Source organism: Pseudomonas sp. NFACC51, from assembly GCF_900103575.1.
GTDB classification, from domain to species: domain Bacteria; phylum Pseudomonadota; class Gammaproteobacteria; order Pseudomonadales; family Pseudomonadaceae; genus Aquipseudomonas; species Aquipseudomonas fluorescens_Q.
This window is the reverse complement of record NZ_FMXH01000009.1, coordinates 94,141-116,809: the sequence shown is the minus strand read 5'-3', so window position 1 is coordinate 116,809 and position 22,669 is coordinate 94,141. Positions and strand designations below refer to the sequence as shown.

The 22,669-nt window shown below is 58.3% G+C and carries 22 protein-coding genes; 21 read left to right on the top strand and 1 reads right to left on the bottom strand.

Annotated elements, in window-relative coordinates; genetic code table 11:
* Nucleotides 1–5: 5 nt before the first annotated feature.
* Nucleotides 6–1,532, bottom strand: a complete 1,527-nt coding sequence (dnaA, locus tag BLT00_RS18960; RefSeq protein WP_092147503.1) for a chromosomal replication initiator protein DnaA — start codon at nucleotides 1,530–1,532, stop codon at nucleotides 6–8.
* A gap of 566 nt (nucleotides 1,533–2,098) precedes the next feature.
* On the opposite strand from dnaA, the gene rpmH reads away from it, so the two are divergent.
* The 21 genes from rpmH to glmS all read left to right on the top strand — a co-directional run bounded on the left by rpmH (nucleotide 2,099) and on the right by glmS (nucleotide 22,389).
* Nucleotides 2,099–2,233, top strand: coding sequence for a 50S ribosomal protein L34 (gene rpmH / locus BLT00_RS18955; RefSeq protein ID WP_003213577.1), 135 nt, complete (start codon nucleotides 2,099–2,101; stop codon nucleotides 2,231–2,233).
* Between the two features lie 16 nt (nucleotides 2,234–2,249).
* Nucleotides 2,250–2,651 carry a ribonuclease P protein component gene (gene rnpA, locus BLT00_RS18950; protein ID WP_003207107.1) on the top strand — a complete coding sequence of 134 codons (402 nt, stop codon included), beginning with the start codon at nucleotides 2,250–2,252 and terminating at the stop codon, nucleotides 2,649–2,651.
* Nucleotides 2,644–2,889, top strand: coding sequence for a membrane protein insertion efficiency factor YidD (gene yidD, locus BLT00_RS18945; RefSeq protein ID WP_010465488.1), 246 nt, complete (start codon nucleotides 2,644–2,646; stop codon nucleotides 2,887–2,889). The genes rnpA and yidD overlap by 8 nt, the downstream gene beginning before the upstream one ends.
* A 2-nt stretch (nucleotides 2,890–2,891) precedes the next feature.
* Nucleotides 2,892–4,574, top strand: coding sequence for a membrane protein insertase YidC (gene yidC / locus BLT00_RS18940; RefSeq protein ID WP_092147506.1), 1,683 nt, complete (start codon nucleotides 2,892–2,894; stop codon nucleotides 4,572–4,574).
* 79 nt (nucleotides 4,575–4,653) lie between these two features.
* Nucleotides 4,654–6,024, top strand: coding sequence for a tRNA uridine-5-carboxymethylaminomethyl(34) synthesis GTPase MnmE (gene mnmE / locus BLT00_RS18935; RefSeq protein ID WP_092147509.1), 1,371 nt, complete (start codon nucleotides 4,654–4,656; stop codon nucleotides 6,022–6,024).
* A 564-nt stretch (nucleotides 6,025–6,588) separates the two neighbouring features.
* Nucleotides 6,589–8,487: a tRNA uridine-5-carboxymethylaminomethyl(34) synthesis enzyme MnmG gene (gene mnmG, locus BLT00_RS18925; protein WP_092147512.1), complete on the top strand. Its 1,899-nt coding sequence runs from the start codon at nucleotides 6,589–6,591 to the stop codon at nucleotides 8,485–8,487.
* 5 nt (nucleotides 8,488–8,492) lie between these two features.
* On the top strand, nucleotides 8,493–9,128 hold the full coding sequence (rsmG, locus tag BLT00_RS18920) for a 16S rRNA (guanine(527)-N(7))-methyltransferase RsmG (protein WP_170845928.1): 636 nt from the start codon (nucleotides 8,493–8,495) through the stop codon (nucleotides 9,126–9,128).
* A gap of 18 nt (nucleotides 9,129–9,146) precedes the next feature.
* Entirely contained in the window at nucleotides 9,147–9,944 is a 798-nt protein-coding gene (locus BLT00_RS18915) for a ParA family protein (RefSeq protein ID WP_003207100.1), read from the top strand.
* A gap of 9 nt (nucleotides 9,945–9,953) precedes the next feature.
* On the top strand, nucleotides 9,954–10,826 hold the full coding sequence (locus BLT00_RS18910) for a ParB/RepB/Spo0J family partition protein (protein ID WP_003207098.1): 873 nt from the start codon (nucleotides 9,954–9,956) through the stop codon (nucleotides 10,824–10,826).
* 148 nt (nucleotides 10,827–10,974) lie between these two features.
* On the top strand, nucleotides 10,975–11,382 hold the full coding sequence (locus BLT00_RS18905; RefSeq protein WP_063323658.1) for a F0F1 ATP synthase subunit I: 408 nt from the start codon (nucleotides 10,975–10,977) through the stop codon (nucleotides 11,380–11,382).
* A gap of 16 nt (nucleotides 11,383–11,398) precedes the next feature.
* Nucleotides 11,399–12,268, top strand: a complete 870-nt coding sequence (gene atpB / locus BLT00_RS18900; RefSeq protein ID WP_092147515.1) for a F0F1 ATP synthase subunit A — start codon at nucleotides 11,399–11,401, stop codon at nucleotides 12,266–12,268.
* A gap of 131 nt (nucleotides 12,269–12,399) precedes the next feature.
* Nucleotides 12,400–12,657 carry a F0F1 ATP synthase subunit C gene (gene atpE, locus BLT00_RS18895; protein WP_003097235.1) on the top strand — a complete coding sequence of 86 codons (258 nt, stop codon included), beginning with the start codon at nucleotides 12,400–12,402 and terminating at the stop codon, nucleotides 12,655–12,657.
* Nucleotides 12,658–12,715: 58 nt separating this feature from the next.
* Nucleotides 12,716–13,186 carry a F0F1 ATP synthase subunit B gene (locus BLT00_RS18890; RefSeq protein ID WP_003187193.1) on the top strand — a complete coding sequence of 157 codons (471 nt, stop codon included), beginning with the start codon at nucleotides 12,716–12,718 and terminating at the stop codon, nucleotides 13,184–13,186.
* A gap of 12 nt (nucleotides 13,187–13,198) precedes the next feature.
* Nucleotides 13,199–13,735, top strand: a complete 537-nt coding sequence (locus BLT00_RS18885) for a F0F1 ATP synthase subunit delta (protein ID WP_003207094.1) — start codon at nucleotides 13,199–13,201, stop codon at nucleotides 13,733–13,735.
* Between the two features lie 21 nt (nucleotides 13,736–13,756).
* Complete coding sequence (atpA, locus tag BLT00_RS18880) at nucleotides 13,757–15,301, top strand: F0F1 ATP synthase subunit alpha (RefSeq protein WP_017129296.1); 1,545 nt, start codon at nucleotides 13,757–13,759, stop codon at nucleotides 15,299–15,301.
* Nucleotides 15,302–15,351: 50 nt separating this feature from the next.
* Complete coding sequence (gene atpG, locus BLT00_RS18875) at nucleotides 15,352–16,212, top strand: F0F1 ATP synthase subunit gamma (protein WP_063323660.1); 861 nt, start codon at nucleotides 15,352–15,354, stop codon at nucleotides 16,210–16,212.
* Between the two features lie 27 nt (nucleotides 16,213–16,239).
* A complete protein-coding gene (gene atpD / locus BLT00_RS18870) occupies nucleotides 16,240–17,616 on the top strand; it encodes a F0F1 ATP synthase subunit beta (RefSeq protein WP_014340987.1) in 1,377 nt (458 codons plus the stop codon).
* 45 nt (nucleotides 17,617–17,661) lie between these two features.
* Nucleotides 17,662–18,087, top strand: a complete 426-nt coding sequence (locus tag BLT00_RS18865) for a F0F1 ATP synthase subunit epsilon (protein WP_003207087.1) — start codon at nucleotides 17,662–17,664, stop codon at nucleotides 18,085–18,087.
* Nucleotides 18,088–18,202: 115 nt separating this feature from the next.
* On the top strand, nucleotides 18,203–19,570 hold the full coding sequence (glmU, locus tag BLT00_RS18860) for a bifunctional UDP-N-acetylglucosamine diphosphorylase/glucosamine-1-phosphate N-acetyltransferase GlmU (RefSeq protein WP_092147518.1): 1,368 nt from the start codon (nucleotides 18,203–18,205) through the stop codon (nucleotides 19,568–19,570).
* A 208-nt stretch (nucleotides 19,571–19,778) separates the two neighbouring features.
* Nucleotides 19,779–20,555, top strand: coding sequence for a DeoR/GlpR family DNA-binding transcription regulator (locus BLT00_RS18855; RefSeq protein WP_060739917.1), 777 nt, complete (start codon nucleotides 19,779–19,781; stop codon nucleotides 20,553–20,555).
* A 1-nt stretch (nucleotide 20,556) separates the two neighbouring features.
* Nucleotides 20,557–22,389 carry a glutamine--fructose-6-phosphate transaminase (isomerizing) gene (glmS, locus tag BLT00_RS18850; RefSeq protein WP_063323662.1) on the top strand — a complete coding sequence of 611 codons (1,833 nt, stop codon included), beginning with the start codon at nucleotides 20,557–20,559 and terminating at the stop codon, nucleotides 22,387–22,389.
* Nucleotides 22,390–22,669: the final 280 nt, after the last annotated feature.

Below are 22,669 nucleotides of genomic sequence, written 5' to 3'. Positions count from 1 at the left end.
GGTCATCAAGTGGTCAGTGTACGCAGCAGGTTCTTGTAGTCCTCGCGGATGTCCGCGTCGGATTCCTTAAGTTCGTTGATCTTGCGGCAGGCGTGCAGCACGGTGGTGTGGTCGCGTCCGCCAAACACATCGCCGATTTCCGGCAGGCTGTGGTTGGTCAGTTCCTTGGACAGGGCCATGGCCACCTGACGCGGACGTGCTACCGAACGCGAACGGCGTTTGGACAGCAGGTCGGAAATCTTGATTTTGTAGTATTCCGCAACGGTTCGCTGAATGTTATCCACAGAAACCAATTTGTCCTGAAGCGCCAACAAGTCCTTCAAGGATTCGCGAATCAACTCGATGGTGATGTCGCGGCCCATGAAGTGCGAGTGAGCGATCACCCGCTTGAGGGCACCTTCGAGCTCACGCACGTTGGAGCGGATACGCTGGGCGATGAAGAACGCGGCGTCGTGAGGCAGCTCGACCTTGGCCTGGTCGGCTTTCTTCATCAGGATCGCGACCCGGGTTTCCAGCTCGGGCGGCTCGACGGCCACCGTCAGGCCCCAGCCGAAACGCGACTTGAGACGTTCTTCAAGGCCTTCGATTTCTTTCGGGTAGCGGTCACTGGTGAGAATGACCTGCTGCCCGCCTTCAAGCAATGCGTTGAAGGTGTGGAAAAACTCTTCCTGGGAACGTTCCTTGCGGGCGAAGAACTGAATATCGTCGATCAGCAGAGCGTCCACCGAACGGTAGAAACGCTTGAACTCGTTGATCGCGTTCAGCTGCAGCGCCTTGACCATGTCGGCCACGAAACGCTCGGAATGCAGGTACACGACCTTGGCATTCGGGTTCTTCTTTAATAGGTGGTTGCCCACCGCATGCATCAAGTGGGTCTTACCCAAGCCTACACCACCATAAAGGAACAGCGGGTTGTAGCCATGCTTGGGGTTATCCGCGACCTGCCAGGCCGCAGCGCGAGCCAGTTGGTTGGATTTACCTTCGACGAAATTCTCGAAGGTAAAGGTCCGATTCAGGTAGCTGGTGTGCTTGAGCGCACCTTCGACCTGGACGGTGCGCTGTTCGGCACGCACCGGCGCCTGCTGGGAGCTGGCACCGGCCATCGGGTCGAAGCTGTCCCGCGAGGGCTCTTCGCTGACCTCGGCGACCTTTTGTGCGCTGCGTTTGCTCGGGGCAGGCGCGGGTGCCGGGGCGGCATGGTTGTTAACCGGTGCCGTTGCAGCCTGCTGGGCCTGTGACGCTGCGGCGGCCAGCGGCGCATTGGGTGCGGCGCGCGGTGCCGAGCTGCGCTTGCTGCCTATTAATAAGGACAACGCAGGCGCCATGCCATTGCCATGCTCGTCGAGCAGTTCCATGACCCGGCCCAGGTACTTTTCGTTGACCCAGTCGAGAACGAAACGGTTCGGTGCATAGACACGCAACTCGTCGCCTTCGGCTTCGACCTGTAGTGGACGGATCCAAGTGTTGAATTGTTGGGCAGGCAGCTCATCGCGCAAAAGCTCCACGCACTGCTGCCAAAGTTCCACTGACACGGATATCCCCTAAGTTGAAAGCCGGTGAGGCAAAAACAAGCGGCCATTGTAGCGAGCAGACGCCCACTTATCCACATGCAGCTTGCTGATCGCCCATGATTTATCAATGCGTTAACCGCGAGAAAGACGACGGGCGGTCAGTGGATAAGCTCTGTGGATAACCCGGCCTGAGGTCGTTGCACAAGTGGGGGCGAAAGTCGGTGGATAACCGGCCTGTGGATAACATGGCTTTCCACACACAGCTTATCCGACAGCGCAGCACAGGCTGGCCACTGCTTTCCCCTGTAGTTGTCATTCTCTGTACATGGCGTGCTACAAGGCCTGAGCATGGTTATCCACAGACAGGTGGCGGCCTTGCTTTTATAAGCTTTACAGAAAAGCTTTAAATAATTCCCTTCTTTATTTCTATATCTAGCGTCGTGTGATGAATCCGCCCAAGCGTCCGGATATCTATTTAAAGGAAACGCTGGTTGGAAATTGACCTAGAGGCTTGCTTTCTCTAGAATCCCCGGTCTCTTAAAACGGGGGCCATTCCGGCCCGTTGTGGACGAACCAGGTAACACGACATGAAACGTACTTTCCAACCAAGCACTATCAAACGCGCTCGTACCCACGGTTTCCGTGCTCGCATGGCTACCAAGAACGGTCGTGCCGTCCTGTCGCGTCGTCGCGCCAAAGGTCGTGCGCGTCTGGCAGTTTGATAATCCGGCACTGGAGGTGAGTCAGGACTTCAGTCGGGAAAAGCGTCTGCTTACACCCCGGCATTTCAAGGCAGTCTTTGACTCCCCTACCGGCAAGGTTCCGGGGAAAAATCTCCTGCTCCTTGCGCGCAGTAACGATCTCGATCACCCCCGACTAGGGCTGGTTATCGGGAAAAAGAGCGTCAAGCTCTCTGTTCAGCGCAATCGCCTCAAACGTCTGATGCGCGAATCGTTTCGCCTGAACCAGGATTCACTGGTTGGATGGGACATTGTTATCGTCGCGCGCAAAGGTTTGGGTGACGTAGAAAACCCCGAATTGATTCAGCATTTCGGCAAGCTCTGGAAACGTCTGGCCCGCAACAAGCCAGTACCAGCAGTCAACACCGAAACTGTAGGGGTAGACAGTCCCGATGCGTAAACTGGCACTCGTTCCGATCCAGTTTTACCGCTATGCCATTAGTCCTTTGATGGCCAGTCACTGTCGTTTCTACCCCAGTTGTTCCTGCTACGCGTACGAAGCCATAGAAAATCATGGCCTACTGCGCGGTGGCTGGCTGACCTTTCGTCGTTTAGGTCGCTGTCATCCGTGGAATCCCGGCGGTTATGACCCGGTTCCGCCTATCCCTACCTCCCGTTCTTCTTCGATGGCCGAGTAATCATGGATATCAAACGCACGATCCTGATCGTCGCCCTGGCAATCGTGTCCTACGTCATGGTCCTTAAATGGAACCAGGACTATGGCCAGGCTGCCCTGCCGACTCAGAATGTTGCAGCCAGCAATACCGCACCGAGCCTGCCGGATGTCCCAGTTGGCAACAATGCTGCCAGCAATGACGACATCCCGCGCGCGGCAAGCGATACCAGCGCTCCCGCCGAAGCCCCGGTGGCCGTAAGCAAAGATCTCATCCAGATCAAGACGGACGTGCTCGAGCTGGCAATCGATCCACAAGGTGGTGACGTCGCCCAGCTGAAGCTGCCGCTGTATCCACGTCGCCAGGATCATCCGGAAATCCCGTTCCAGTTGTTCGACAACGGTAACGAGCGCACCTATCTGGCCCAAAGTGGCCTGATCGGTACCAACGGCCCGGATTCGAGCCCGGCCGGTCGCCCGGTCTACTCCGCCGAGAAGAAGACTTATCAACTGGCTGACGGTCAGGACCAACTGGTTGTCGACCTGAAGTTCAGCAAGGATGGCGTCAACTACATCAAGCGTTTCACCTTGAAACGTGGCCTGTATGACGTAACCGTCTCTTACCTGATCGACAACCAGAGCGCCCAGCCTTGGTCCGGCGCGATGTTTGCGCAACTCAAGCGTGACGCCAGCGACGATCCTTCCTCCAGCACGGCCACCGGCACCGCGACTTACCTGGGCGCCGCCCTGTGGACAAGTTCGGAGCCTTACAAGAAAGTGTCCATGAAGGACATGGACAAGGGCCAGATCAAGGAAACCGTTCAAGGTGGCTGGGTTGCCTGGCTGCAGCACTATTTTGTAACTGCCTGGATCCCGCAGAAGGGCGAAAACAACGTCGTCCAGACGCGTAAAGACGGCAAAGGCAACTACATCGTCGGCTACACCGGCCCGGCATTGACCGCCGCGCCAGGTGCAAAAGTCGAAACCAGTGCCATTCTGTACGCCGGTCCTAAAAGCCAGGCGGTACTGAAAGAGTTGTCCCCAGGCCTGGAATTGACCGTGGACTACGGTTTCCTGTGGTTCATTGCCCAGCCGATCTTCTGGCTGCTGCAACATATCCACAGCATCGTCGGTAACTGGGGTTGGTCGATCATTTTCCTGACCATGCTGATCAAGGGGATTTTCTTCCCGTTGTCGGCCGCCAGCTACAAATCCATGGCTCGCATGCGCGCAGTGGCCCCGAAACTGGCGGCCCTGAAAGAACAACATGGCGATGACCGGCAGAAAATGTCCCAGGCCATGATGGAGCTGTACAAGAAAGAGAAGATCAACCCGTTGGGTGGTTGCTTGCCGATTCTTGTACAAATGCCTGTGTTCCTGGCGCTGTACTGGGTGCTGCTGGAAAGCGTGGAGATGCGCCAGGCACCGTTCATGCTGTGGATTACCGACCTGTCGATCAAGGATCCGTTCTTCATCCTGCCGATCATCATGGGCGCGACCATGTTCATCCAGCAGCAGTTGAACCCGACGCCTCCGGACCCGATGCAGGCGAAGGTGATGAAAATGATGCCAATCATCTTCACCTTCTTCTTCCTGTGGTTCCCGGCGGGTCTGGTGCTGTACTGGGTTGTGAACAACGTGTTGTCCATTACCCAGCAGTGGTACATCACGCGTAAGATCGAAGCGGCTGCGAAAAAAGCCGAGGCGTAACTTGCTCTGTGGATAACCACACAAAACGCCCCCTAGTGGGGCGTTTTGCTATCTGCCACTTTTGTCTGGATACCGGTTTATGAGCGCACCGCGTGAAACCATTGCCGCCGTTGCCACCGCCCAAGGTCGCGGCGGTGTCGGCATCGTCCGTATTTCGGGGCCCTTGGCCAGTGTCGCGGCCAGGGCAATCAGCGGTCGTGAACTCAAACCGCGGTTTGCTCATTACGGTCCGTTTTTCAGTGATGACCAGCAGGTCCTCGACGAGGGGCTGGCCTTGTATTTCCCGGGGCCGAATTCGTTCACCGGCGAAGACGTACTGGAACTGCAAGGGCACGGCGGCCCCATCGTGCTGGACATGCTGCTCAAGCGTTGCCTGGAGCTGGGCTGTCGCCTGGCCCGGCCGGGCGAGTTCAGTGAACGGGCATTCCTCAACGACAAGCTCGACCTGGCCCAGGCCGAGGCGATCGCCGATTTGATCGAAGCCAGTTCTGCACAGGCGGCCCGCAACGCATTGCGATCCTTGCAGGGTGCGTTTTCCCAGCGTGTGCATAACCTCACCGAACAATTGATCGGCCTGCGGATTTACGTCGAGGCCGCGATTGATTTCCCGGAAGAGGAAATCGACTTCTTAGCCGATGGCCACGTGCTGAGCATGCTGGATAAAGTGCGCGATGAGTTATCCACCGTACTGCGCGAAGCCGGGCAGGGTGCCTTGTTGCGCGATGGGATGACCGTGGTGATCGCTGGGCGGCCGAATGCCGGCAAGTCCAGCCTGTTGAATGCCCTGGCCGGGCGCGAGGCGGCGATTGTCACCGAGATCGCCGGCACCACTCGGGACATCCTGCGTGAACATATCCACATCGATGGCATGCCACTGCACGTCGTGGATACCGCAGGTTTGCGCGACACTGATGACCGGGTGGAAAAAATCGGCGTTGAGCGGGCGCTCAAGGCCATCGGTGAAGCCGACCGGGTCCTGCTGGTGGTGGATGCAACCGCACCGGAAGCGGACGATCCATTTGCCTTGTGGCCTGAATTCCTCGAAGTCCGCCCGGATCCCGCGAAAGTCACCTTGATCCGTAACAAGGCCGACCTGACCGGGGAAGCGATTGTCCTTGAGGTCAGCAACGACGGCCATGTGACGATCAGCCTGAGCGCAAAGGCGGCGGGTGAAGGCCTGGAACTGCTGCGTGAACACCTCAAGGCCTGCATGGGCTATGAGCAGACCTCGGAAAGCAGCTTCAGCGCCCGCCGGCGGCATCTTGAAGCCTTGCGCCATGCCAGCGCCGCCCTGGAACACGGTCGCGCGCAGTTGACCTTGGCGGGGGCGGGTGAGTTGTTGGCCGAAGACCTTCGCCAGGCCCAACATTCCCTTGGGGAAATTACCGGCGCCTTCAGCTCCGATGACCTGTTGGGGCGGATCTTTTCCAGCTTCTGCATCGGTAAATAACCCCGCTTTTCAAACCGGGTTTGTCCTCGAAGCCTCTCGAGTCCAACGCAAACCCGGTTCCTCCTCTCTATTTTTGAAACGATTGCCATTGATGGCGGCTTGCCTGTGGACGCTGCGGTGATCCATCGCGGCGGTTTTCTGTGGATTAAGCCCTGTGAATAACTGCCACTGGGGTCGGTTGATAAACCCCCCTCAAATCTGAAGATAACCGCCTCTGTGGATAAAAGGCCCATTCATCCACAGGCTTACACCGGTTATCCAACCCCCTCATTGCCACCTGACCACAGGGTTTTGAATCTCTGTACACATTGAAAATAAAGGCCTGTGTAATGTTATCCACAAATAGGAGGCTCAGTAAGAATAAACATAAAAACAAAGGTTTTATAAATTTCTTTCTTTTTAATTTCTTTAACCGCGAGTTTTCCACAGCTGGTTAAATTTTGTGCAAAGGGTTCTTTAGGAAAGGGGAAGTCCCTATACTTGCCGACCTGGCTCGAAAAACGCTCTGGCCAGGCTCAAGACCTATTTCCGAATTACCTGAATTAAGCAGGCACGAGGTGCGTGGTGGATTTCCCTTCCCGTTTTGAAGTGATCGTCATCGGCGGCGGTCATGCCGGTACCGAGGCAGCACTTGCATCAGCACGCATGGGGGCAAGAACCCTGTTGCTGACGCATAACGTGGAAACCCTCGGTGCCATGAGTTGCAACCCTGCCATTGGTGGGATTGGCAAGAGCCACCTGGTCAAGGAAATCGATGCCCTAGGCGGCGCGATGGCCATGGCCACCGATAAAGGTGGTATTCAGTTTCGCGTATTGAACAGCCGCAAAGGCCCAGCCGTGCGCGCTACTCGCGCCCAGGCCGACCGAATCCTGTACAAGGCCGCTGTCCGCGAAATCCTGGAAAACCAGCCGAACCTGTGGATATTTCAACAAGCAGCGGATGACCTGATTGTCGAGCAGGACCAGGTACGCGGTGTCGTCACGCAAATGGGCCTGCGTTTCCTCGCCGATTCCGTAGTGCTGACCACCGGGACATTCCTCGGTGGACTTATCCACATTGGTTTGCAGAACTTTTCCGGTGGTCGCGCGGGTGATCCGCCGTCGATCGCTCTGGCTCATCGTTTGCGTGAGCTGCCGTTGCGTGTCGGGCGCTTGAAAACCGGTACGCCACCGCGTATCGACGGTCGGTCTGTGGATTTCTCGGTGATGACCGAGCAGCCTGGCGATACGCCGGTCCCGGTCATGTCGTTCATGGGCAACAAGGAACAGCATCCACGGCAAGTCAGTTGCTGGATCACCCACACCAATGCCCGCACCCATGAAATTATTGCGGCGAACCTCGACCGTTCGCCGATGTATTCCGCTGCCGGTGAAATCGAAGGCATCGGCCCGCGTTATTGCCCGTCGATCGAAGACAAGATCCATCGCTTCGCCGACAAGGAAAGCCACCAGGTCTTCATCGAGCCGGAAGGCCTGACGACCCACGAGCTGTACCCGAACGGGATCTCAACCTCCCTGCCGTTCGATGTGCAATTGCAGATCGTGCAGTCGATTCGCGGTATGGAAAACGCCCACATCGTTCGCCCGGGCTACGCCATCGAGTACGACTACTTCGATCCGCGTGACCTGAAGTACAGCCTGGAAACCAAGGTCATTGGCGGCCTGTTCTTCGCCGGGCAGATCAACGGCACCACCGGTTACGAAGAGGCCGGCGCCCAAGGGTTGTTGGCCGGTGCCAACGCGGCACTGCGCGCCCAGGGCAAGGACAGCTGGTGCCCACGCCGCGATGAGGCATACATCGGCGTACTGGTGGATGACCTGATTACCTTGGGCACCCAGGAACCGTATCGGATGTTCACGTCCCGCGCCGAATATCGCCTGATCCTTCGCGAAGACAACGCCGACCTGCGCCTGACCGAGAAAGGTCGTGAGCTGGGGCTGGTGGATGATGTGCGTTGGGCCGCGTTCTGCAAGAAACGTGAGAGCATCGAACTGGAAGAGCAGCGCCTGAAAAGCACCTGGGTTCGCCCTGGTACCGAGCAGGGCGATGCCATTGCCGCGAAATTTGGCACGCCGCTGACCCACGAATACAACCTGCTCAACCTCTTGAGCCGCCCGGAAATCGATTATGCCGGGTTGGTGGAAGTGACCGGCCAAGGGGCGGAAGATCCACAAGTGGCCGAGCAGGTCGAAATCAAGACCAAGTACGCCGGTTACATCGACCGTCAGCAAGACGAAATCGCCCGTCTGCGCGCCAGTGAGGACACCAAGCTGCCTGTGGATATCGATTACACCGGCATTTCCGGGTTATCGAAGGAAATCCAGAGCAAGCTCGGTGCGACCCGTCCAGAGACCCTGGGCCAGGCCTCGCGCATTCCCGGCGTCACGCCAGCGGCGATTTCCCTGTTGATGATTCATTTGAAAAAACGCGGCGCGGGCCGCCAGTTGGAGCAAAGCGCTTGAGTTCGATGGTCACCTCGCAACACGCTGAAGAGTTATCCACAGGTGCCCGTCAGCTTGGTGTCAACTTGACCGAAGCCCAGCACGCGCAATTGCTGGGTTATCTGGCGTTGTTGATCAAATGGAACAAGGCCTACAACCTGACCGCCGTGCGCGATCCGGATGAAATGGTCTCGCGCCATTTGCTCGACAGCCTCAGCGTCATGTCCTTCATCGAAAACGGTCGCTGGCTGGATGTTGGCAGTGGCGGTGGCATGCCGGGCATCCCGCTGGCGATCCTGTTTCCCGACTCGCAAGTGACCTGCCTGGACAGCAACGGCAAGAAAACTCGTTTCCTGACCCAGGTCAAACTCGAACTCAAACTGGATAACCTGCAAGTTATCCACAGCCGTGTCGAAGCGTTCCAGCCTGCACAGCCTTTCAACGGGATCATCTCCCGGGCGTTCAGCAGCATGGAGAACTTCAGCAACTGGACGCGCCACCTGGGCGACGCCGATACGCGCTGGCTGGCAATGAAGGGCGTTCATCCGGCCGATGAGCTGGTAGCATTGCCGGCAGACTTCCACCTTGATAGCGAACACGCCTTGGCCGTACCCGGTTGCCAAGGCCAACGCCATCTGCTGATACTGCGCCGCACGGCATGATTGGGAACACAAGCAAGAATGGCTAAGGTATTCGCGATAGCGAACCAGAAGGGTGGTGTGGGCAAGACCACCACCTGTATCAACCTCGCAGCATCCCTGGTCGCGACCAAGCGCCGGGTGCTGTTGATCGATCTCGATCCACAGGGCAACGCCACCATGGGTAGCGGTGTGGATAAGCATGGCTTGGAAAACTCCATCTACGACGTCCTGATCGGCGAATGCGATCTGGGCCAGGCCATGCACTTCTCCGAACACGGCGGTTATCAACTGCTGCCGGCCAACCGTGACCTGACGGCGGCCGAAGTGGTGCTGCTGGAAATGCAGATGAAGGAAAGCCGCCTGCGCAGCGCCTTGGCGCCGATCCGGGAAAACTACGATTACATCCTGATCGACTGCCCGCCGTCGCTGTCGATGCTGACCCTCAACGCCCTGGTGGCGGCCGATGGGGTGATTATCCCCATGCAGTGCGAATATTTCGCATTGGAAGGCTTGAGCGACCTTGTGGATAACATCAAGCGCATCGCCGAACTGCTGAACCCGGACCTGAAGGTCGAAGGCCTGCTGCGGACCATGTACGACCCGCGCCTGAGCCTGATGAACGATGTGTCGGCCCAGCTCAAGGAACACTTCGGCGAGCAGCTCTACGACACGGTCATCCCGCGGAACATCCGCCTGGCCGAAGCGCCCAGCTACGGCATGCCGGCCCTGGCCTACGACAAACAATCCCGTGGTGCGCTGGCCTACCTGGCCCTGGCGGGCGAGATGGTTCGCCGTCAGCGCCGTAATCCACGCACCGCTGCAGCCCAGCCAACTTAAGGAAACCCCATGGCCGTCAAGAAACGAGGTCTCGGACGTGGACTGGATGCACTGCTCAGTGGTCCCACTGTCAGTTCGCTGGAAGAGCAGGCCGTACAGGTCGATCAACGCGAGTTGCAGCACTTGCCGCTGGACCTGATCCAGCGCGGCAAATACCAGCCGCGCCGGGACATGGATCCCCAGGCGCTGGAAGAACTGGCCCAGTCGATCAAGAGCCAGGGCGTGATGCAGCCGATCGTGGTCCGGCCGATCGCCAACGGGCGCTTCGAGATCATTGCCGGCGAACGTCGCTGGCGCGCCAGCCAGCAGGCCGGCCAGGAAACCATTCCGGCGATGGTCCGCGATGTGCCGGATGAAACCGCCATCGCCATGGCGCTGATCGAGAACATCCAGCGCGAAGACCTCAATCCGATTGAAGAAGCCGTGGCCCTGCAACGTTTGCAGCAGGAGTTCCAGCTGACCCAGCAACAAGTTGCCGAGGCGGTGGGCAAGTCCCGCGTGACCGTGGCCAATTTGTTGCGCCTGATTGCGTTGCCGGAAGTCATCAAGACCATGCTGTCCCATGGCGACCTGGAAATGGGTCATGCCCGTGCATTGCTCGGTTTGCCGGAAAATCAACAGGTTGAAGGGGCGCGACATGTTGTCGCACGCGGTCTGACTGTGCGCCAAACTGAAGCACTGGTTCGTCAGTGGCTGAGTGGCAAACCGGCCCCTGTCGAGGCACCCAAAACCGATCCTGATATCGCTCGCCTGGAACAGCGCCTGGCCGAGCGCCTGGGCTCTGCGGTGCAGATCCGCCACGGCAAGAAGGGCAAAGGGCAACTGGTGATTGGCTACAACTCCCTCGATGAGCTGCAAGGCGTCCTTGCACACATTCGCTGAAACAATTGCTCTTGTAGCGCGCAGTCGGAAATCACTACCTGGCAGTTGAATAGGGGCAGAACCGCCCCTATACTCTGCGCGCATTTTGTCGGCACAAATTATGCCAAGTTATTGAATTATGGCGGCCGACTATTGGAGAGCAAAAGCGATGGAAACCCGCACGCCAAACCGCTTGCCGTTCCATCGTCTGGCAGTTTTCCCGGTTTTGATGGCCCAATTCGCCGTTGTATTGATCGCCGCACTGGCGCTCTGGCAATGGAAAGGAGTCGTCGCCGGATACTCAGGGCTTTGCGGAGGCCTGATAGCCTTGCTTCCCAATATTTACTTCGCTCACAGGGCCTTTCGGTTTTCCGGCGCCCGAGCAGCCCAGGCTATCGTCCGGTCTTTTTATGCCGGCGAGGCGGGGAAACTGATTTTGACGGCAGTGCTGTTTGCATTGACGTTCGCAGGTGTGAAGCCACTGGCGCCGCTGGCTGTATTCAGCGTCTTCGTGCTGACCCAACTGGTTAGCTGGTTCGCTCCCCTGCTAATGAGAACAAGACTTTCGAGACCTTAGGGCGTTTGAGGCAACCATGGCAGAGACAACCGCTTCGGGCTATATCCAGCACCACTTGCAGAACCTGACCTTCGGTCAGCTACCCAACGGCGGCTGGGGCTTTGCCCACACCGCAGCAGAAGCCAAGGAAATGGGTTTCTGGGCTTTCCACGTCGATACCCTCGGCTGGTCGGTCGCATTGGGTCTGATCTTCGTTTTTCTTTTCCGCATGGCGGCAAAGAAGGCGACTTCCGGTCAGCCTGGTGCACTGCAGAACTTCGTTGAAGTACTGGTCGAATTCGTCGATGGCAGCGTGAAGGACAGCTTCCATGGCCGTAGCCCGGTGATCGCACCGTTGGCACTGACCATCTTCGTCTGGGTGTTCCTGATGAACGCCGTCGACCTGGTACCGGTCGACTGGATTCCTCAGTTGGCCATCCTGATCTCCGGTGACCACCACATCCCATTCCGCGCTGTGTCGACCACCGACCCGAACGCGACCCTGGGCATGGCCTTCTCGGTCTTCGCACTGATCATTTTCTATAGCATCAAGGTCAAGGGCATCGGCGGCTTCATCGGCGAACTGACCCTGCACCCGTTCGGCAGCAAGAACATCCTGGTCCAAGCCCTGCTGATCCCGGTGAACTTCCTGCTCGAATTCGTGACCCTGATCGCCAAACCGATTTCTCTGGCACTGCGTCTGTTCGGCAACATGTATGCCGGCGAACTGGTGTTCATCCTGATCGCTGTGATGTTCGGCAGCGGCCTGCTGTGGCTCAGCGGCCTGGGTGTGGTCCTGCAATGGGCGTGGGCTGTGTTCCACATCCTGATCATCACCCTGCAGGCGTTCATCTTCATGATGTTGACCATCGTCTACCTGTCGATGGCGCACGAAGAAAACCATTAAGGCCAGTCTCGACTAGTCTGATGTCCTTCCCGGTCAAACGGGAAGGAGCCCGAACCGGGCTGAGAAACGATTTGTTTTACCGCTTTAATCTAAAAAACCTAAACCATACGACGTAAAAGTCGGGAGGAAAGATGGAAACTGTAGTTGGTCTAACCGCTATCGCTGTTGCACTGTTGATCGGCCTGGGCGCACTGGGTACCGCAATTGGTTTCGGCCTGTTGGGCGGCAAGTTCCTGGAAGGCGCAGCGCGTCAGCCAGAAATGGTTCCAATGCTGCAAGTCAAAATGTTCATCGTGGCCGGTCTGCTCGACGCCGTGACCATGATCGGTGTTGGTATCGCTCTGTTCTTCACCTTTGCGAACCCGTTCGTTGGTCAAATCGCTGGCTAATTACTCGGATGTCTCGAGTAGATTGGTGTGATGGACAACGTAACTGCGAGGTGTTGGCGTGAACATTAATGCGACCCTGATTGGCCAGTCCGTTGCGTTCCTGATTTTTGTACTGTTCTGCATGAAGTTCGTATGGCCTCCGGTCATTGCGGCATTGCACGAACGTCAAAAGAAGATCGCTGATGGTCTGGACGCTGCCAGCCGTGCAGCTCGCGACCTGGAGTTGGCCCATGAGAAAGTGGGTCAGCAACTGCGCGAAGCGAAAGCTCAGGCAGCTGAAATCATCGAGCAAGCCAAGAAACGCGGTACCCAGATTGTCGACGAAGCCCGTGAACAGGCTCGCGTCGAAGCTGACCGTGTGAAGGCTCAGGCTCAAGCCGAGATCGAACAGGAACTCAACAGTGTCAAAGACGCGCTGCGTGCCCAAGTGGGTGCTCTGGCCGTTGGCGGTGCTTCGAAGATCCTGGGTGCCACAATCGATCAAAACGCGCACGCAGAGCTGGTTAACCAACTGGCTGCTGAAATCTAAGCGAGGGCGATCATGGCAGAACTGACCACGTTGGCCCGACCTTACGCTAAGGCGGCCTTCGAGCACGCTCAGGCCCACCAGCAACTGGCCAATTGGTCAGCCATGCTCGGCCTGGCTGCAGCGGTGTCGCAAGACGACACCATGCAGCGCGTGCTCAAGGCCCCGCGACTGACGAGCGCAGAAAAGGCCGCCACGTTCATTGACGTGTGCGGCGACAAGTTCGATGCCAAGGCACAGAATTTCATTCACGTCGTTGCCGAAAACGACCGTCTCCTGCTTCTGCCGGAGATCGCCACTCTTTTTGACCTGTACAAGGCCGAGCAAGAGAAGTCGGTAGACGTGGAAGTGACCAGTGCTTTCGCATTGAACCAAGAACAGCAAGACAAACTCGCCAAGGTTCTCAGTGCACGACTCAACCGGGAAGTGCGCCTGCAAGTCGAGGAAGACAAGTCCCTGATAGGGGGCGTTGTAATCCGCGCCGGCGACCTGGTTATCGATGGCTCGATTCGCGGCAAAATCGCGAAACTTGCCGAAGCATTGAAATCTTGAGTTTGAAGGGGCAGCAGAGCAATGCAGCAACTCAATCCTTCCGAAATAAGTGAAATTATCAAGGGCCGCATCGACAAGCTCGATGTGACCTCCCAAGCCCGTAACGAAGGCACTGTCGTCAGCGTATCTGACGGCATCGTGCGGATTCACGGTCTGGCCGACGTCATGTACGGCGAGATGATCGAGTTTCCGGGCGGCGTCTACGGTATGGCCCTCAACCTGGAGCAAGACTCTGTAGGTGCCGTGGTATTGGGCGCGTACACCTCTCTGGCTGAAGGCATGAGCGCCAAGTGCACCGGCCGCATCCTCGAAGTTCCGGTTGGTAAGGAACTGCTGGGTCGTGTTGTCGACGCACTGGGTAACCCTGTTGACGGCAAAGGTCCGCTGAACAACACCGAGACCGACGCGGTCGAGAAAGTTGCTCCTGGCGTGATCTGGCGTAAGTCGGTAGACCAGCCTGTACAGACTGGCTACAAGGCTGTCGATGCCATGATCCCTGTCGGCCGTGGCCAGCGTGAGCTGATCATCGGTGACCGTCAGATCGGTAAGACCGCTCTGGCGATCGACGCGATCATCAACCAGAAGAACAGCGGCATTTTCTGCGTCTACGTAGCCATCGGTCAGAAGCAATCGACCATCGCCAACGTGGTTCGCAAGCTGGAAGAAAACGGCGCCCTGGCCAACACGATCATCGTGGCTGCCAGTGCTTCGGAATCTCCTGCGCTGCAGTTCCTGGCACCGTACTCCGGTTGCACCATGGGTGAATTCTTCCGCGACCGCGGTGAAGACGCGCTGATCGTTTATGACGATCTGTCCAAGCAGGCAGTGGCTTATCGCCAGATCTCCCTGCTGCTGCGCCGTCCACCAGGCCGTGAAGCCTACCCAGGCGACGTGTTCTATCTCCACTCCCGTCTGCTGGAGCGCGCATCCCGCGTTTCGGAAGAGTACGTAGAGAAGTTCACCAACGGCGCAGTGACTGGCAAGACCGGTTCCCTGACCGCGCTGCCGATCATCGAAACCCAGGCTGGCGACGTTTCCGCGTTCGTTCCGACCAACGTGATTTCCATCACCGACGGTCAGATCTTCCTGGAATCGGCCATGTTCAACTCGGGCATCCGTCCTGCTGTGAACGCCGGTGTTTCGGTATCCCGTGTGGGTGGTGCCGCTCAGACCAAGATCATCAAGAAGCTGTCCGGTGGTATTCGTACCGCCCTGGCCCAGTACCGTGAACTGGCGGCATTCGCCCAGTTCGCTTCTGACCTGGACGAAGCGACCCGTAAGCAACTTGAGCATGGTCAGCGCGTTACCGAGCTGATGAAGCAGAAGCAATACGCACCGATGTCGATCGCTGACATGGCGCTGTCGCTGTATGCCGCTGAGCGTGGGTTCCTGACTGACGTTGAAATCGCCAAGGTCGGCAGCTTTGAACAAGCGCTGATTGCTTACTTCAACCGCGATCACGCCGACTTGTTGGCCAAGATCAACGTGAAGGGTGACTTCAATGACGAAATCGACGCGGGCATGAAAGCCGGTATCGAGAAGTTCAAGGCCACCCAAACCTGGTAAGCCGCAGCGGGAGTCGCAAGGCTCCCGCTTGCTAACCTGATAGGTGTTACATGGCAGGCGCAAAAGAGATTCGCAGTAAGATTGCGAGCATCAAAAGCACGCAAAAAATTACCAGCGCCATGGAAAAAGTGGCGGTCAGCAAAATGCGCAAGGCACAAATGCGCATGGCTGCTAGCCGCCCTTATGCGGAGCGCATCCGCCAGGTGATTGGTCATCTGGCCAACGCCAACCCGGAATATCGCCACCCGTTCATGATCGAACGCGCCATCAAGCGCGTCGGTTACGTCGTGGTGAGCAGTGACCGTGGTCTGTGCGGTGGCTTGAACACCAACCTGTTCAAGGCCCTGGTCAAGGACATGGCTGTAAACCGCGAACAAGGCGTCGAGATCGATCTGTGCGTGATTGGTAGCAAGGGTGCGGCTTTCTTCCGTAACTTCGGCGGCAACGTCGTCGCTGCTATCAGCCACCTGGGTGAAGAGCCGTCGATCAATGACCTGATCGGCAGTGTCAAGGTGATGCTGGATGCGTACCTGGAAGGCCGGATTGACCGTCTGTCCGTGGTATCCAACAAGTTCATCAACACCATGACGCAGCTGCCAACCGTGGAGCAATTGGTCCCACTGGTGGCGACCCCGGAACAGGAACTCAAGCACCACTGGGACTACCTCTACGAACCGGATGCCAAGGAGCTGCTCGACGGCTTGATGGTCCGCTACGTGGAGTCGCAGGTCTACCAGGCGGTGGTCGAGAACAACGCAGCTGAACAAGCAGCGCGGATGATCGCGATGAAGAACGCTACCGACAACGCCGGTGATTTGATCAGCGATTTGCAGCTGATCTACAACAAGGCGCGCCAGGCTGCGATCACCCAAGAGATCTCGGAAATCGTCGGCGGCGCTGCCGCGGTTTAACGGTTCAAATATTCAGAGGATCCAGCTATGAGTAGCGGACGTATCGTTCAAATCATCGGCGCCGTTATCGACGTGGAATTTCCACGCGACAGCGTACCGAGCATCTACAACGCGCTGAAAGTACAAGGCGCGGAAACTACCCTGGAAGTTCAGCAGCAGCTGGGCGACGGCATCGTTCGCACCATTGCGATGGGTTCTACCGAAGGCTTGAAGCGCGGTCTGGACGTTGTCGACTCTGGCGCTGCCATCTCCGTACCGGTCGGTAAAGCGACCCTGGGCCGGATCATGGACGTACTGGGCAACCCGATCGACGAAGCCGGTCCGATCGACACCGAAGAGCGCTGGGGCATTCACCGTCCTGCGCCATCCTTCGCTGAACAGGCAGGCGGCAACGACCTGCTGGAAACCGGCATCAAGGTTATCGACCTGGTTTGCCCGTTCGCCAAGGGCGGTAAAGTCGGTCTGTTCGGTGGTGCCGGTGTGGGCAAGACCGTAAACATGATGGAACTGATCCGTAACATCGCCATCGAGCACAGCGGTTATTCCGTGTTCGCCGGTGTGGGTGAGCGTACTCGTGAGGGTAACGACTTCTACCACGAGATGAAGGATTCCAACGTTCTGGACAAAGTGGCACTGGTCTACGGCCAGATGAACGAGCCGCCGGGAAACCGTCTGCGCGTAGCCCTGACCGGCCTGACCATGGCCGAGAAGTTCCGTGACGAAGGTAACGACGTTCTGCTGTTCGTCGACAACATCTACCGTTACACCCTCGCCGGTACCGAAGTATCCGCACTGCTGGGCCGTATGCCTTCGGCAGTAGGTTACCAGCCGACCCTGGCTGAAGAGATGGGCGTTCTGCAAGAACGTATCACTTCGACCAAGGAAGGTTCGATCACTTCGATCCAAGCGGTATACGTACCTGCGGATGACTTGACCGACCCGTCGCCAGCGACCACCTTCGCCCACTTGGACGCCACCGTCGTTCTGTCCCGTGATATCGCTTCCCTGGGTATCTACCCAGCGGTTGACCCACTGGACTCGACTTCGCGCCAGCTGGACCCGAACGTGATCGGCCAGGAGCACTACGACACCGCTCGCGGCGTCCAGTACGTGCTGCAGCGCTACAAAGAGCTGAAGGACATCATTGCGATCCTGGGTATGGACGAGCTGTCGGAAGCCGACAAGCAGTTGGTATCCCGCGCTCGTAAGATCCAGCGCTTCTTGTCGCAGCCGTTCTTCGTGGCTGAAGTCTTCACCGGTGCCTCGGGTAAATACGTTTCCCTGAAAGACACCATTGCTGGCTTCAAAGGCATCCTCAACGGTGACTACGACCACCTGCCAGAACAAGCGTTCTACATGGTCGGCGGCATCGAAGAAGCGATCGAGAAAGCCAAGAAACTGTAATCCCGGCGCCCGGCAACGGGCGCTAATTTAGGTTGAGGCAATCAGATGGCTATGACAGTCCATTGCGATATCGTCAGTGCGGAAGGGGAAATCTTCTCCGGTCTGGTCGAGATGGTGATTGCGCATGGTGAGCTGGGTGATCTTGGTATCGCTCTGGGTCACGCACCGCTGATCACTAATCTGAAACCGGGTCCGATCCGCTTGATCAAGCAGGGCGGGGAAGCCGAGGTGTATTACATCTCCGGTGGTTTCCTCGAGGTTCAGCCGAACATGGTCAAGGTCCTTGCCGACACTGTGCAACGTGCTGCCGACCTGGACGAAGCCTCCGCTCAGGAAGCCGTCAAGGCTGCCGAGAAGGCCCTGCACGAGCGAGGCGCGGAGTTCGATTACGGTTCTGCTGCTGCACGTCTGGCCGAGGCCGCAGCCCAGCTGCGCACCGTCCAGCAGATCCGCAAGAAGTTCGGCGGCTAAGCCGTCTGCTTTCTGTGCGATTGATTAAAAAGGGTAGCCTCGGCTACCCTTTTTTCTTTTCCCGACACTCATCATCTGGTCGCAGCCGCTGACCACCCAGGATTGGTAGCCAGTCATGTCTCTCGAAATCGTTATCCTCGCGGCCGGTCAAGGCACCCGCATGCGTTCGGCGCTGCCCAAGGTCTTGCACCCGGTAGCCGGCAATTCCATGCTCGGCCATGTTATCCACAGCGCCCGGCAACTTGATCCACAGCGCATTCACGTGGTGATCGGCCACGGTGCCGATGCTGTGCGCGAACGCCTGGCCGCCGATGACCTGAATTTCGTCTTGCAGGACAAACAACTGGGCACTGGCCATGCGGTGGCCCAGGCAGTGCCATTCATCACGGCGGATACGGTGCTGATTCTCTACGGCGATGTGCCGCTGATCGAAGTCGACACCTTGCAACGCCTGCTCAAGCATGTCGCGCCACAACAGTTGGGCCTGTTGACCGTCGAGCTGGACGACCCAACCGGTTATGGCCGCATCGTGCGTGACGTCGACGGCCAAGTGACCGCCATCGTCGAACAGAAGGACGCCAACGAAGCCCAGCGCGCGATCACTGAAGGCAACACTGGGATTCTGGCCGTGCCGGCTGAGCGCCTGGGTGACTGGATGAGTCGTCTGTCGAACAACAACGCCCAGGGTGAGTACTACCTGACAGACGTGATCGCCATGGCGGTCAGCGATGGACTGGTGGTCGCCACCGAGCAGCCGTTGGACGCCATGGAAGTGCAGGGCGCCAACGATCGCCGGCAATTGGCCGAACTGGAGCGCCACTATCAATTGCGCGCCGCCCGCCGCCTGATGGCCCAAGGCGTGACGCTGCGCGATCCGGCCCGTTTCGACGTGCGCGGTGAAGTCAGCGTGGGTCGCGATGTGGTCATCGATATCAACGTCATCCTCGAAGGCAAGGTTGTCATCGAAGACGATGTGGTCATTGGTCCGAACTGCGTGATCAAGGACAGCACCCTGCACAAAGGCGTGGTGATCAAGGCCAACAGCCATCTCGATGGTGCGGTCATGGGGGAGGGCAGCGATGCTGGCCCGTTTGCCCGCCTGCGCCCAGGCTCTGTGCTGGAAGCCCGTGCCCATGTGGGTAACTTTGTTGAACTGAAGAATGCTCACCTGGGCGAAGGCGCCAAGGCCGGGCACCTGACCTACCTCGGTGACGCTGAAGTCGGCGCCCGCACCAACATTGGCGCCGGGACTATCACCTGTAACTACGACGGTGCCAACAAGTGGAAAACCGTGTTGGGTGAGGACGTGTTCATCGGCTCCAACAATTCGCTGGTGGCGCCTGTGACCCTCGGTGATGGTTCAAGCACGGCCGCAGGTTCGACCATCAATCAGGATGTGGATAACGCTCAGCTCGCGGTGGCGCGCGCCCGGCAACGCAATATCGACGGCTGGAAGCGCCCGGTAAAAATCAAGAAGAGCTAAGTTATCCACAGCCCCCGTGTGGGAGCGGGCTTGCTCGCGAAAGCGTTGTTTCAGTTCACGTTGTACTGTCTGATTCGACCCCTTCGCGAGCAAGCCCGCTCCCACATTGATTTCATGATTTCTGAATTTTTCTTCTCCCGCCTTGACGATAGCCCTGCAATAGGTTTTGATTAGTTACGTTATCTTTCGAATCGAAACTTACCTCGCCATGTCAAAGCGCAACACACCACAACGCCGTCACAATATTCTTGCCTTGCTCCAGGAGCAGGGTGAGGTCAGTGTGGATGAGTTGGCCAAGCGCTTCGAAACCTCGGAAGTTACGATTCGCAAGGATCTCGCTGCCCTGGAAACCAATGGCCTGCTGCTGCGTCGCTACGGTGGCGCGGTGCCGATGCCGCAGGAGTTGGTGGCCGATAACGGGCAAACCGTCTCCAAGTACAAACTGGCCATTGCCCGGGCCGCCGTGAAGCGGATCCGTGAACATGCGCGCATCATCATCGACAGCGGCAGCACCACGGCGGCCATGATTCCGCAACTCGGCCAACAGCCGGGCCTGGTGGTGATGACCAATTCCCTGCACGTCGCCAACGCCTTGAGCGAACTGGAGCACGAGCCGGTGCTGTTGATGACCGGCGGTACCTGGGATCCTCACTCCGAGTCGTTCCAGGGCCAGGTGGCCGAGCAGGTCCTGCGTTCCTATGACTTCGACCAACTGTTCATCGGCGCCGACGGCATCGATCTGGTTCGAGGCACCACCACCTTCAACGAACTGCTGGGCTTGAGCCGCGTGATGGCTGAGGTTGCCCGGGAAGTGATCGTCATGGTGGAGGCCGACAAGATCGGCCGGAAAATCCCCAACCTGGAACTGCCGTGGAGCAGCGTCCATACCCTAATTACCGATGATCGCCTGCCCGTAGAGGCCCGCGATCAGATTCAGGCGCGCGGCATTACTGTGATCTGCGCGCCTGTCAGCCAGGAGAAATAGCATGTGTGGAATTGTCGGCGCCGTAGCTGAACGCAACATCACAGCAATCTTGCTCGAAGGCCTCAAGCGCCTGGAGTACCGCGGTTATGACAGCGCCGGTGTGGCGGTGTTTACCAACGACGAGAAGCTCGAACGCATGCGTCGTCCGGGCAAGGTCAGCGAGCTGGAACAGGCGCTGGAAGCCGAACCGCTGCTCGGTCGCCTGGGCATCGCCCACACGCGTTGGGCCACCCATGGCGCGCCGTGCGAGCGTAACGCTCACCCGCATTTTTCCGGCGAGCTGGCGGTGGTGCACAACGGCATCATCGAAAACCACGAAGCCCTGCGTGAACAGCTCAAGGCGCTCGGCTATGTGTTCACCTCGGACACCGACACCGAAGTCATCGCCCATCTGCTCAACCACAAGCTCAAGGACCTGGTGGACCTGACCGTCGCCCTCAAGGCCACCGTCAAGGAACTGCACGGTGCCTATGGCCTGGCGGTCATCAGCACAAAACAACCTGACCGCCTGGTGGCGGCCCGCAGCGGCAGCCCATTGGTTATCGGCCTGGGCCTGGGGGAAAACTTCCTGGCGTCCGATCAGTTGGCGCTGCGCCAGGTCACCGACCGCTTCATGTACCTGGAAGAAGGCGATATTGCCGAAATTCGCCGCGACAGCGTGCAGATCTGGGACCTCGACGGCAATGACGTGGTACGTGAAACCGTCCAGTACCGCGACGGTGCCGATGTCGCCGACAAGGGCGAGTTCCGCCACTTCATGCTCAAGGAAATCCACGAACAACCGGCCGTGGTCCAACGCACTCTGGAAGGCCGCATGAGCCAGAACCAGGTACTGGTCCAGGCGTTCGGTCCACAGGCGGCCGAGTTGTTCGCCAAGGTCCGCAACGTGCAGATCGTGGCCTGCGGCACCAGTTATCACGCCGGCATGGTCGCCCGTTACTGGCTGGAGGAACTGGCCGGTATTCCGTGCCAGGTCGAAGTGGCCAGCGAGTTCCGTTATCGCAAAGTGGTGGTGCAGCCCGATTCGCTGTTCGTCACCATCTCCCAGTCCGGCGAAACCGCCGACACCCTGGCCGCCCTGCGTAACGCCAAGGAACTGGGTTTTCTCGCCAGCCTGGCGATCTGCAACGTCGGCATCAGCTCGCTGGTACGCGAATCCGACCTGACCCTGCTGACCCAGGCCGGTCGCGAAATTGGTGTGGCGTCGACCAAGGCGTTCACCACGCAACTGGTGGGCCTGCTGTTACTGACCCTGTCCCTGGGCCAGGTGCGCGGTACTCTGGGCAAAGGGGTCGAGGCAACCTTGGTGGAGGAGCTGCGCCGCCTGCCAGCCCGCCTGGGCGAAGCCTTGGCGATGGACAGCACGGTGGAAAAAATCGCCGAACTGTTCGCCGAGAAGAACCACACCCTGTTCCTCGGGCGTGGCGCGCAATTCCCGGTGGCGATGGAAGGGGCCTTGAAGCTCAAGGAAATCTCCTACATCCACGCCGAGGCCTACCCGGCCGGTGAACTCAAGCACGGCCCGCTGGCGCTTGTGGATAACGACATGCCGGTGGTCACCGTGGCGCCGAACAACGAGCTGCTGGAAAAGCTCAAGTCCAACCTGCAGGAAGTGCGCGCCCGTGGCGGCCAGTTGATTGTCTTCGCTGACGAGAAGGCTGGCATGACCAATGGCGAAGGCACCCACGTGGTGCACATGCCGCATATCCACGACATCCTGTCGCCGATCCTCTACACGATTCCGTTGCAGTTGTTGTCGTACTACGTCGCCGTGCTCAAGGGGACTGATGTGGACCAGCCACGTAACTTGGCGAAGTCTGTGACGGTGGAGTGAGTTGTCCACCGAGAGCCCAGGCTCCTGTTTTGTCGCTAGACAATAAAAACTGTCGCAGAGGGAGGGAGCTGTCCCAGCTCCCTTCATCGACACAGGCTCCCTCCCTTCTGTTGCGATGGCTGCAACCCCGCTTTGACCCTCGCCCATGCCTTTGAAAATTCAGCTCGCGACACGTCACGTGTTGAAGAATATCGAGTTGAAAAGACTCTCAGCGGCGATGGGTTGGCAAGGATGCAACGGCTTCAATCGGCTGATTCAGCAACGCCAATTAGTTAAGCCG

Coding starts and splice junctions, on each gene's coding strand:
- rpmH (WP_003213577.1), top strand. CDS start 2,099: ATGAAACGTACTTTCCAACCAAGCACTATCAAACGCGCTCGTACCCAC.
- yidD (WP_010465488.1), top strand. CDS start 2,644: ATGCGTAAACTGGCACTCGTTCCGATCCAGTTTTACCGCTATGCCATT.
- yidC (WP_092147506.1), top strand. CDS start 2,892: ATGGATATCAAACGCACGATCCTGATCGTCGCCCTGGCAATCGTGTCC.
- mnmE (WP_092147509.1), top strand. CDS start 4,654: ATGAGCGCACCGCGTGAAACCATTGCCGCCGTTGCCACCGCCCAAGGT.
- rsmG (WP_170845928.1), top strand. CDS start 8,493: ATGGTCACCTCGCAACACGCTGAAGAGTTATCCACAGGTGCCCGTCAG.
- BLT00_RS18915 (WP_003207100.1), top strand. CDS start 9,147: ATGGCTAAGGTATTCGCGATAGCGAACCAGAAGGGTGGTGTGGGCAAG.
- BLT00_RS18910 (WP_003207098.1), top strand. CDS start 9,954: ATGGCCGTCAAGAAACGAGGTCTCGGACGTGGACTGGATGCACTGCTC.
- BLT00_RS18905 (WP_063323658.1), top strand. CDS start 10,975: ATGGAAACCCGCACGCCAAACCGCTTGCCGTTCCATCGTCTGGCAGTT.
- atpB (WP_092147515.1), top strand. CDS start 11,399: ATGGCAGAGACAACCGCTTCGGGCTATATCCAGCACCACTTGCAGAAC.
- atpE (WP_003097235.1), top strand. CDS start 12,400: ATGGAAACTGTAGTTGGTCTAACCGCTATCGCTGTTGCACTGTTGATC.
- BLT00_RS18885 (WP_003207094.1), top strand. CDS start 13,199: ATGGCAGAACTGACCACGTTGGCCCGACCTTACGCTAAGGCGGCCTTC.
- atpA (WP_017129296.1), top strand. CDS start 13,757: ATGCAGCAACTCAATCCTTCCGAAATAAGTGAAATTATCAAGGGCCGC.
- atpG (WP_063323660.1), top strand. CDS start 15,352: ATGGCAGGCGCAAAAGAGATTCGCAGTAAGATTGCGAGCATCAAAAGC.
- atpD (WP_014340987.1), top strand. CDS start 16,240: ATGAGTAGCGGACGTATCGTTCAAATCATCGGCGCCGTTATCGACGTG.
- BLT00_RS18865 (WP_003207087.1), top strand. CDS start 17,662: ATGGCTATGACAGTCCATTGCGATATCGTCAGTGCGGAAGGGGAAATC.
- glmU (WP_092147518.1), top strand. CDS start 18,203: ATGTCTCTCGAAATCGTTATCCTCGCGGCCGGTCAAGGCACCCGCATG.
- BLT00_RS18855 (WP_060739917.1), top strand. CDS start 19,779: ATGTCAAAGCGCAACACACCACAACGCCGTCACAATATTCTTGCCTTG.
- glmS (WP_063323662.1), top strand. CDS start 20,557: ATGTGTGGAATTGTCGGCGCCGTAGCTGAACGCAACATCACAGCAATC.